The organism is Micromonospora sp. NPDC052213, assembly GCF_040679695.1.
Lineage (GTDB): Bacteria > Actinomycetota > Actinomycetes > Mycobacteriales > Micromonosporaceae > Micromonospora.
Genome location: NZ_JBFAVI010000214.1, coordinates 1 through 10,033, shown reverse-complemented (window position 1 = coordinate 10,033; position 10,033 = coordinate 1). Strand labels below are relative to the sequence as shown.

The following is a 10,033-nucleotide window of genomic DNA, read 5'->3' as shown; positions in this document are numbered from 1 at the left end:
GCCCGGCGCAGGGATCAAGCCTGACCGCCCGGAGCCGGGCACGGCGGGCCACACCCCCACCACCACGACGACACGCCCCGCAAGGATCAGGCCGGGCGGAGGACGCCGAGGCGTTGGGTGGCGCGGGTGAGGGCGACGTAGAGGTCGCTGCGGCCCCGTGGTGACTCGGCCACGATGCGGTCGGGGTCGACCAGCAGGACGGAGTCGAATTCGAGGCCCTTGGCCTGGGCGACGGTGAGCACCACCACCCGGCTCTCCAGCTCGGGGTGCTCGCCCACGGCCGCCTCTGGCAGGGCGGCGGTGAGCGCGCCGCCCAGCTCGTCGACCCGGCCGGCCGGCACGATCACCCCGAGCCGGCCGTCGTCGAGGCCGGCCGCCTCCCGGGTCGTCGCGTCGACCACCTCCGCCGCCAGCCGCTCCGGCGCCACCGCGCGGTCCCAGGGCGGCACCCCGCTGGAGCGTACGGAGCGGGGCGGGCGCAGCGCCGGGTCGATCTCGGCGAGCACGTCGGCGGCGACGGCCATGATCTCGGCCGGGGTGCGGTAGCTGACGGTCAGCTCCTCCAGCCGCCAGCGCTGCGCCACGTACGGCTCCAGCGCGTCGGCCCAGGACGGCGTGCCGGCCAGCGCGCCGGTCTGCGCCACGTCGCCGACGATCGTCATCGAGCGGCTCGGGCAGCGGCGCATCAACAGCCGCCACGCCATCGGCGACAGCTCCTGCGCCTCGTCGACGATCACGTGCCCGAACGCCCAGCTCCGGTCGGCCGCGGCCCGCTGGGCGGTGGTCAGCCGTTCCGCCTCCTCCTGCCGCTCCAGCAGGCGGTCGGCGTCGATCAGGTCGGTCACGCCGAGAATCTCGCCGCCGTCGGCCTCGTCCTCCACGTCGATCGACCGGGAGCCGCGGGCGATCTCCAGTACGCCCTCGGCGTACTCCCGCTGCATGGCCCGGATCCGTTCGCGGCGCGCGGCGGCGGCCCGCTCGTCCTCGCCGAGCAGCTCGGCCGCCTCGTCCAGCAGCGGCACGTCGGCCGGCGTCCAGCCGCCCGCCTCGCGGTGCAGCAGGGCGCGCTCGGCGTCGGTGAGCACGGGCGCGGCGGCGGCGATCCGCTCGGTGTCGGCGTACAGGTCGGCGAGCAGGCGCTGCGGGGTGAGCACCGGCCAGAGCTGGTCCAGGGCGGCCCGCACCTCGGGCTCCTCGCGCAGCTCGCGGCGGATCTCGGCGACGTCGGCCTCCTCCAGCAGGTTCTCCCCGCCCAGCGGGTCCGCGCCGATCCGCTCGGCGACCTGGGCCGCGAGCGCGTGGACGATCTCGACGTCGAAGAGGGCCCGGGCCAGGTTGTGCGGGCGGCCGGAGCGGCGGGCCCGGTCCCGGGCGGCGCGGACGGTCTCCGGGTCGAGCCGGAGCACCTCCTGCTGCGGCAGCTCGATCTCCAGCGGCTCGTCGGGCACCCATTGCCGGTCCCGCACGGCGGCGGCCAGCACGTCGGCCATCACCGCCCGGCCTTTCAGCGCGGCGGTCTCGGCGGGCTCGGTGCGTCGGGCGCTGACACCGGGGAACAGGTCGCCCTGCGTCCGCAGCAGCACGCCCGTCTCGGCCAGCGCCGGCAGCACCTGCGAGATGTAGCGCAGGAACGTGGCGTTCGGGCCGACCAGCAGCACGCCCCGGGTGGAGAGCTGCTGCCGGTGGGTGTAGAGCAGGTACGCCGCGCGGTGCAGCGCCACCGCCGTCTTGCCGGTGCCCGGGCCGCCCTGCACCACCAGGACGCCCGGCAGGTCGGCGCGGATGATGCGGTCCTGCTCGGCCTGGATGGTCTCCACGATGTCGCGCATCCGGCCGGTCCGGCCGGCGTTGAGCGCGGCGAGCAGCGACGCCTCGCCGGTCAGTTCCTCGTGTGCGGTGGGGGAGGCGGTGGCGAGGTCCAGCACCTCGTCGTTGAGCGCCGTCACCTTGCGCTCCCGCGTGCGCAGGTGCCGGCGGCGGCGCACCCCCTGCGGGTTCGCGGCGGTGGCGAGGTAGAAGGCGCGGGCCGCCGGGGCGCGCCAGTCCATCAGCAGCGGGTCGTAGTCGCCGCTGGTGTCGAAGATGCCGATCCGGCCGATGTAGTGGGGGCCGCCCTCGTCGGTGTCGAGGCGGCCGAAGCAGAGGCCGTTCTCCACCGCGGCGAACTGCTCGACCTGATCGGCGTACATCCGCACCGCGCTGTCGCGCTGGGAACGGGCCTGAAGGGTGCCGCCGGTCGCCCGCAGCTCCTCGGTCAGCCGGCGGGACGCCTGCTCACGCAACCCGTCCAGCCGCCGGTAGAGCATCGAGACGTATTCCTGTTCGCGGCCGATCTCGTCGTCGGACTGCAATTCAGCGGAATCGGCGGAATGCCTTGACAAGCCGTCTCCCAATTGGTTAGTATCTCTCTCGGAACGGCTTATGAGAGCCGTTCCTTTTTGTTGTGCCAACGGAGAAAGATACCGCGCCCCGGCCGCCCGGACCAAGCGCCGCCCGGACCAAGCGCGCCGGGCCACGTCACGGGCCGCCCCACGGACGAGTCGGGGCCCGCCGCGTGGCGGACCCCCGATCGCTCGACTTTGCTCAGCCCTTCGCCACCTCGTAGAGCCGCTCCGGGGTCACCGCCCCGGCGATCACCCGGCCGTCGTCGGTGAGCAGCACGCTGAACAGCTTCCCGGTGAGCAGCCGCCCGCTGCCCCAGTCGCCGCTGACCGTGGGCAGCGCGCCGAGCAGCGCCGCCGCCTCGCCGGCCGGCTCGCGGTCGGCACCCGCCGCGGGGGCCTTGCCCGGGCCGCCGGGCGCGCCGGCGCCGTCGAGCCGCGCGACCACCACCGTGCCCCAGCCCTCGCCGACCGTACGCACGTCCGGCCGCTTGCCGTCGCCCGCCCGGTCCTTGCGCATGGCCGGGCGTTCCCCGACCGTCTCCTCGGTCACCTCGACCCCCGGCGGCGGGTTGAAGGTGAACTGGTCGGCGTCCGGCCGGGCGTACGACACCTCGGTGAAGGCCATCTCGAAGGCTGGCTTGTCGCTGCCGTCGGCGAAGACCTCGAAGCGCAGCGGCACGTGCTCGCGCGCGTCGATGGCGATGCGCACCTGGTGCACCAGCGAGGCGGCGTCGCGCGGCGCGAGCACCAGCTCGTACGCGTCCCGCCCGGCGACCGTGGCGGACCGGCCGACGCTCACCTCGGTGCTCGGGTCGATCGCGGCGAGGGCCCGGTCGGCCGCGTCCTGCGGCGTGGCCGGCAGCTCCGGGGCGCCGGCCTCGCCCTCGCCCGCCGGCAGGGTGCGGTGGGTGGCGGCGTTGGCCCGGCTGTCCCAGGTCCACACGTCCCGACCGTTGCGGATGACGTCCCGCTCGCCGAGGGTGTCCAGCAGGGCGATCCGCTGCCGGTCCGGGCCGGAGTGCCAGACGCGCAGCGTGTGCGTGCCGGTCAGCAGACCGGTCAGGTTGTCGCCGCCGACCAGCCCGGCCAGCGGCGGCAGGCCCAGGTCGGCGCGCTGCACGACCGTGCCGGAGAGCCCCTCCAGCCGGGAGGTCTGCAGGTCGACCAGGAGTTGGGCGGCGGTGCGCGGCGGCAGGCTCGGCTCGGCCTGGGCGGCGAACGTGCCGAGTGCGGCGCCGCCGCCGATGACGGTCACGACGGCGGTCGCCGGGACCAGCCACCGCAGGACGGGACGGCTCTTCAGGACGGACATGTGACACCTCCTGATGACATCCTGCCCGTTCGACCCTGTGAGGGTGCTGAGGACGACGGTACGGCCACCCGCGCGGGGGTGGCACCCTTGACTGCGTGCGGGTGCTGGTGGTGGAGGACGAGTCCCGGCTGGCGTCCGCCCTGCAACGGGGGCTGCAGGCCGAGGGGTTCGCGGTGGACGTGGCGGCGACCGGCCCGGCGGGGCTCGACGCGGCGCGGCACGGCGGCTACGACGCGATGATCCTCGACGTGATGCTGCCCGGCCTCTCCGGCTACGAGGTGGTCCGCCGGCTGCGCGCCGAGGAGCACTGGCTGCCGGTCCTCATGCTCTCGGCCAAGGACGGCGAGTACGACCAGGCCGACGGGCTGGACTGCGGTGCCGACGACTACCTCACCAAACCCTTCTCGTACGTCGTGCTGCTGGCCCGGCTGCGGGCCCTGCTGCGCCGCGGCGCGCCCGAACGCCCCACGGTGCTCGCGGTCGGCGACCTGCGGCTCGACCCGGCCCGGCGGCGGGTGACCCGGGCCGACGCCGAGGTCGCGCTGACCGCCCGCGAGTTCGCGCTGCTGGACTACCTGATGCGTCGCCCCGGCGAGGTGGTCTCCAAGATCGAGCTGCTGGACCACGTCTGGGACGCCAGCGACGAGACCGCGCCCAACGCCGTCGAGGTCTACGTCGGCTACCTGCGGCGCAAGATCGGCCGTGAACGGCTGGAGACGGTCCGGGGCGCCGGCTACCGGCTCGCCACGTGACGGGCGACGGAAGGGCCCCGTCCGATCGCCTCCGGTACGGGAGGCGTCCCTTCCCCGCACTCCGGCTGCGGGGGCCGGGGCGGCGGCTGCGTGCCGCGCTCGGGCTGCGGGGGCGGCTGATGGTGGTCGGGGTGCTGGGCGTCTCGCTGGGGCTGGCCGTCGGCGGGCTGGTCCTGCTCGGCGTACTCGGCTGGTCGCTGCAACGCGCCGTCGACACCGAGGCGTTCCGGACCGCAGACGCCGTGGCGCTGTTGGCCGCCGAGGACGCCCTGTCCGACCCCCTGCCGGTGGCCGGGGGGCAGGTCCGGGTGCAGGTGGTCGACGCGCAGGGACGGGTGCGGGCCGCCTCGATCGGCGCCGATCGGCTGGTGCCGATGGTCCCGCCCGACCGGATCGACGCCGGCGCGCGGCAGCGGCTGACGGTGTCGGGGGAGCGGGTCGACCTGGCCGGGCCGGTCCGGGTGGTGGCCGTGCCGGCCGGCACCGCCGCCGACCCGCTCACCGTCCTGGTGGCCCGCTCGCTGGCGGACGCGCGGCACAGCGGGCACGTCGTGCGGACCATCCTGCTGGTGAGCTTCCCGCTGCTGGTGGCCGTGCTCGCCGCCGTCGCCTGGCGGGTGGTCGGGGCCACCCTGCGCCCGGTGGAGACGCTGCGCCGGGGCGCCGAGGAGATCACCGGGCGCAACGGGGGCGGGCGGCTGCCCGTACCGGCCTCGCAGGACGAGATCCACCGGCTGGCGGTCACCCTCAACGGGATGCTGGGCCGGCTGGAGTCGGCCCGGGACCGGCAACGCGCCTTCGTCGCCGACGCCGCCCACGAGCTGCGCAGCCCACTGGCCAACATCCGTACGGAGCTGGAGGTGGCCCGGCGGCTGGCCGACCGGACGGACTGGACGGCCGTGTCGGCGAACCTGCTCGCCGACACCGAGCGCCTCGGCCGGCTCGTCGACGACCTGCTGCTGCTGGCCCGCCTCGACGAGCGCCCGCCGGCGCGGGCCACCGGGCCGGTCGACCTGGGCGCGCTGCTCGCGTCGGTGGCCGGCCGGTACCCGTCCCCGCCGGTGCGCCTCGACGCGCCGGCGGCGCCGCTGTGGACCGAGGGCGACCCCGACGAGCTGCGCCGGGTCCTGGCCAACCTGGTCGACAACGCGGTGCGGCACGCCCGGGGCGAGGTGGTGCTCGCGGCCCGCCCGGCCGGCCCCGGGGACACCCCGGCCCGGTCCACCTCCGCCCCGGACGGCGGCGGGCGGTCCGTCGACGGCGGGAACGGCGGAGCCCGGTCCACCGGCGCGGGGGACGGCGCGGCGGCGTACCACCTGGTGACGGTGACCGACGACGGACCCGGGATCCCGGCCGCGGACCGGGAGCGGGTGTTCGGCCGGTTCACCCGGCTCGACGACGCGCGGGCGCGCGACGACGGGGGCGCCGGGCTCGGCCTGGCCATCGTGCGCGAGCTGGTCCGCCGGGCCGGCGGCCGGATCGAGCTGACCGACGCCCGTCCCGGCGGCGACGGCGGCCCGGGGCTGCGGGTACGCCTGCTGCTGCCGGCCCTGACCGACCCGGAGCGGCCCTGAGGGGACGCCCGCCCGTCGCCCCCGCGCCGCGCCGACGGCAGCTCCAGGGACGCGGCCAGGGTGAACGGGCCGCCCGCCTGGATCCTGCCGACCCGTCAGCGGCGGCGGGTGCAGACCTCCTGCGCCCGCGCGATCGTGTCGGTGGACCACACGACGGCGACCGTGAAGCAGTAGTCGGTGCTGCGGTTCAGCCCGTAGACGACGAAGTCGGTGGTGCCGGCGGGCAGGTTGGCGAACGCCGTCTGGGCCTGGCCGACCCGGCCGCCCGAGATGACCACCGGGCCCTCGCCGCCGGCGGGGTACGTCCAGCGCAGCGCGACGTTGTCGCGGTTGTCGCGCAGGGTGACGGCCCCCGGCGGGGTGCCGGGGGAGGCGGCCGCCCCCGCCGTCGGGCCGGCGGCGGGCGGGGTGACCGTGCCGGCCGGGGTCGAGGCGGGCGCGCCGGTCGCGGCCGGAGGCGCCGGGTCGTCGTCGCCGTCCATCCCCGCCACCCCGGCGATCACGGCCGCCGTGCCGAGCAGCACCACCGCGACGCCGCCCACGACGAGGGGCAGCAGCCGGGTGTCCCGCCGGGCCGGCGCGCGGTGCACGGGCACCGGCAGCAGCCGCGACGACTCGTACGGCTCGTGCGGCTCCTCGGGCGCGCCGTGCGGGCGGACCCGATGCACCCCGTCGGCCTCCTCGGCGGAGCCGCCGGCCAGCGGCACGACCGACGGCGGCACGGCGCTGTCGGCGGGCTGGTCCCCGGCGTCGGGCTCCGGGGGCCACCAGCCCCGCGCCGGGTCCTCCGCCGGCTGCCGGGGATTCGGCACCGGGTGTGGCTGCCCGGCGGCCGGGTCGTCCGGGTCCGGCTCGGCGGGACGGTAGCCCGCCTGCGAGGGGTGGTACGCCGTCGGCGCGTCGCCGGGCGGCGGGGTGCGCGCGGACGGCACGATCGGGCCGTCCGGGCCGACGGGCGCGGTGTCGGCGCAGACATGGTCCGGGCTGGCGGCCGCCCGGGCGAGCGTCGCCACCTGCGTTGCCAGCGGATCGTCGGCCGGAAGGTGCTGCCGGCAGAGCTCCCGGGCCAACGCCAGGTTGTCGTGCGCCTCGGCGAACTGCCCGCAGTCGCGCTGCATCGCCCCGAGCCGCGCCAGCATCTTGATGCCGCTGGGGTGCCCGTCGCCGTAGACCTCGCGGTGCAGCTCCCAGGCGTCCTGGAGCCGGTCGCGGGCCACCTGGCACTGGCCGCGCGCGTACTCCACCGTCGCGAGGTCGGCGTGGGCGGCGAGCACCCGCAGCGACTCCGGGCCGTCCAGGGCGGTCAGCTCGATGATCACTTCCTGGTAGAGCCGGGCGGCGCGGGACCAGCTCCCGACCCGGTGCAGCACCGCCGCCAGGGTGGCCGCGGCGGCCACGGTGCGCTGGTCGGAGCGCCCGTGCAGCCTGGTCGTGGCCGCGTACGCGAAGGCGGCCCAGCCCCGGGCTGAGTGCGGTTCGCCGAGGGCGACCAGCACGCGGGCCTGGAGGCTGGCGGCCTCGGCCAGCTCGGGCGTGGCGTTGGCCGGGCGCGGATCGGCGTCGGTCAGCGCGTCGGCGAGCAGCCGCTGGGCGCCGGCGAGGTCGCCGGTGGACACCAGGTGGTGCGCCTGGTCAGTCAGTTCCCCGAAGCCGGAAGGCACGCCCCATCGTGCTCACCCGACGACGGTAAGTACAAGACCCGGGCCGGAGTGGATTGGTCAGGATCCGGTCAGGTGGTCGACGAGCGCCTCGCTGATCCGGCGCAACTGGTCCACCTGGGCGGGGCTCAGCGCGTCGAACAGGTGCCGGCGTACCCCCTCGACGTGGCCGGGCGCGGCGGCGGCGAGGGTCGCGAAGCCCTCGTCGGTGAGGACGGCGATCTGGCCGCGCCGGTCGGAGGGGCACTCCTCGCGGCGGACCCAGCCGGCCGCCTCCAGCCGGGCCACGGCGTGCGAGAGCCGGCTGCGGGAGGAGCCGCTCGCCTCGGCGAGTTCGCTCATCCGCAGCCGCCGCTCCGGCGCCTCGGAGAGGCGGACCAGGATCTCGTAGTAGGCGTGCGGCATCCCTGCGTCGTGTTGCAGCTCGCGGTCGAGCGTCTCCATCAGCGCGCGGGAGGCGGTCAGGAACGCACGCCAGGTGCGCTGCTCGTCCGGGTCCAGCCAGCGGGTCATGACACCCATCATACGCCCAGTAGTTGAAGGTTCAACCAAATCGCGCTAACGTCGGCGGCATGGGAATCCACCGCCTCAACCACGCCGTGCTCTACGTCAGTGACCTCGCCCGCAGCGTCGCCTTCTACCGCGACGTGCTGGGCTTCCGGCAGATCCCGATGACCCCGGACGGGTTCCGGGGCGCCGCCTTCCTCCAGGCCCCCGGCTCCACCAACGACCACGACCTCGGCCTGTTCGAGGTCGGCCAGGGCGCGCGCCGCTCCGCCGCCGGCCGCGGCACCGTCGGGCTCTACCACCTGGCCTGGGAGGTCGACACCCTCGACGAGCTGGCCGTCACCGCCGAGCGGCTCGCGGCGGCCGGCGCCCTCGTGGGCACCTCCGACCACGGCACCACCAAGAGCCTCTACGGGCAGGACCCGGACGGCCTGGAGTTCGAGGTCGTGTGGCTGGTGCCCGCCGACCGGCTCGACGACGCCGCCCTGGCCGCCCGCAAGCGGATCGGTCGGCTCGACCTGGCCGCCGAGCGGCGGCGCTACGGCGGCCAGACCCGCGGCGGGGTGGGCGTCTCCGTCCCGGCCTGAGCCGGCCGTCCCGGCGGATCCCCTGCCCGGCCGGCCCCGGGCGAGCCGCCCTCGGGCCCGGGCGTCGAACCGCCCGGCCCGGGGAGTGGCGTCCGGCCGGGGAAGCGGCGTCCGGCCGGCCGGGGGAGCGGCGTCCGGCCCGGGCCGCGTGCGGTAGAACGACAGCATGCCGACCGACGCCGTCCTGCGCGAGCTGCTCGTCCGACACCTGGAGACCTGGCTGCCGGGGGCGCTGCACCGCGCCCGCCGGGTCACCGTCGCCCTGGCGTACGACGACGGCGACGCCGACTCCGCCGAGGCCGCCCTGCGGGTGGTCGCCGAGTACGCCGACCGGCTGCGGGGCCGCCAGCTCACCGTGCTCGTCCTCGCCGCCGGCACCGAGGAACTGCCGGCCCGGCTGGGCGCGGTGGAGGCGGACCTGCCGGCCGAGGCCACCGTGCACCTGGTGCCCGGCGGGACCGCCCGCCTGCCGGTGGCGCTCAAGGCGGCCGGCGCGACCGGCGGGCCCCTGCTGTCGTACGTGGACGGGCCCGCCGACCCGGCCGTGCTGACCGCCGTGGCGGCCGGCAGGCCGGCCGAGGTGCTGCTCGCCACCGCGCCCGGCGTACCCGCCCGGGGCGCCCTCGCCGACGCCGGCTTCCCGCTGGCGACCGAGGTGGAGCTGGTGCCCGCCGACGGCGGGCCCGCGCGGCTGCTCGCCTTCGCGACCGGCTCGGACAAGAGCCTGGAGGCGTTCAAGGAGGCGCTCTGGGCGGTCGACGAGTTCGCCGGGGTCCGCTACCGCGACCCGGCCGACCCGGCCGGCCGGCTGCTCGACATCGCGCTGGCCCCCGAGCCCGGGCCGCTGCGCCGGGAACTGCTGGCCGAGCTGGCCCGCTCCGGCCCGCGTACGGTCACCGAGCTGCGCCGGTACGCCCTGACCGCGACCGTCTACCGCTCGGCCGACGCCGTCCGGGCGCTGACCGGGTTGCTCGGGGCGGGGGAGGTCACCCGCGACCCGGAGCACGGCCGGCTCGGCGGCGACGTGGTCGTCACCGGCCCGGACGCGCGGTCGGCTCCCTGACCGCGTCGACGGGTTCGCGGCCGGCCCGTTCCGCGCCGAACCCCTCCGCGCCGGCGCCACACCTGCACGCCGGCGCCTCTCTTCCGCGGCGGCGCCGCTCCTCGGGCGACGGCGGCCCGAACGCCGCGCGGGGTTCGACACCGACGGCCGGACGGTGGACGCGCTCTCCTCGAACATCGGCCACTTGCTGTGGAGC

The 10,033-nt window shown here is 76.8% G+C and carries 8 protein-coding genes; 4 read left to right on the top strand and 4 right to left on the bottom strand.

The window, feature by feature from the left end:
* Positions 1–86: 86 nt before the first annotated feature.
* Complete coding sequence (locus AB0L34_RS30645) at positions 87–2,306, bottom strand: ATP-binding domain-containing protein (RefSeq protein ID WP_363708778.1); 2,220 nt, start codon at positions 2,304–2,306, stop codon at positions 87–89.
* Between the two features lie 277 nt (positions 2,307–2,583).
* Positions 2,584–3,696, bottom strand: coding sequence for a sigma-E factor regulatory protein RseB domain-containing protein (locus AB0L34_RS30640; RefSeq protein ID WP_363708774.1), 1,113 nt, complete (start codon positions 3,694–3,696; stop codon positions 2,584–2,586).
* Positions 3,697–3,791: 95 nt separating this feature from the next.
* On the opposite strand from AB0L34_RS30640, the gene AB0L34_RS30635 reads away from it, so the two are divergent.
* Together AB0L34_RS30635 and AB0L34_RS30630 are read left to right on the top strand one after the other, a co-directional pair.
* The gene (locus tag AB0L34_RS30635; protein ID WP_357451525.1) at positions 3,792–4,448 is read left to right on the top strand and encodes a response regulator transcription factor; all 657 of its coding nucleotides are present in this window, start codon (positions 3,792–3,794) and stop codon (positions 4,446–4,448) included.
* A gap of 119 nt (positions 4,449–4,567) precedes the next feature.
* On the top strand, positions 4,568–6,022 hold the full coding sequence (locus AB0L34_RS30630; protein WP_363708776.1) for an ATP-binding protein: 1,455 nt from the start codon (positions 4,568–4,570) through the stop codon (positions 6,020–6,022).
* Between the two features lie 95 nt (positions 6,023–6,117).
* Here AB0L34_RS30630 and AB0L34_RS30625 read toward each other — a convergent pair whose 3' ends face one another.
* A complete protein-coding gene (locus tag AB0L34_RS30625) occupies positions 6,118–7,683 on the bottom strand; it encodes a tetratricopeptide repeat protein (protein WP_363708772.1) in 1,566 nt (521 codons plus the stop codon).
* Positions 7,684–7,740: 57 nt separating this feature from the next.
* Positions 7,741–8,202, bottom strand: a complete 462-nt coding sequence (locus AB0L34_RS30620; RefSeq protein ID WP_350706673.1) for a MarR family transcriptional regulator — start codon at positions 8,200–8,202, stop codon at positions 7,741–7,743.
* A 50-nt stretch (positions 8,203–8,252) separates the two neighbouring features.
* Here AB0L34_RS30620 and AB0L34_RS30615 point away from each other — a divergent pair, with 50 nt between their 5' ends.
* Complete coding sequence (locus AB0L34_RS30615; RefSeq protein ID WP_350706671.1) at positions 8,253–8,774, top strand: VOC family protein; 522 nt, start codon at positions 8,253–8,255, stop codon at positions 8,772–8,774.
* A gap of 166 nt (positions 8,775–8,940) precedes the next feature.
* A complete protein-coding gene (locus AB0L34_RS30610; RefSeq protein WP_363708770.1) occupies positions 8,941–9,837 on the top strand; it encodes a hypothetical protein in 897 nt (298 codons plus the stop codon).
* The last annotated feature ends 196 nt before the right edge of the window (positions 9,838–10,033 follow it).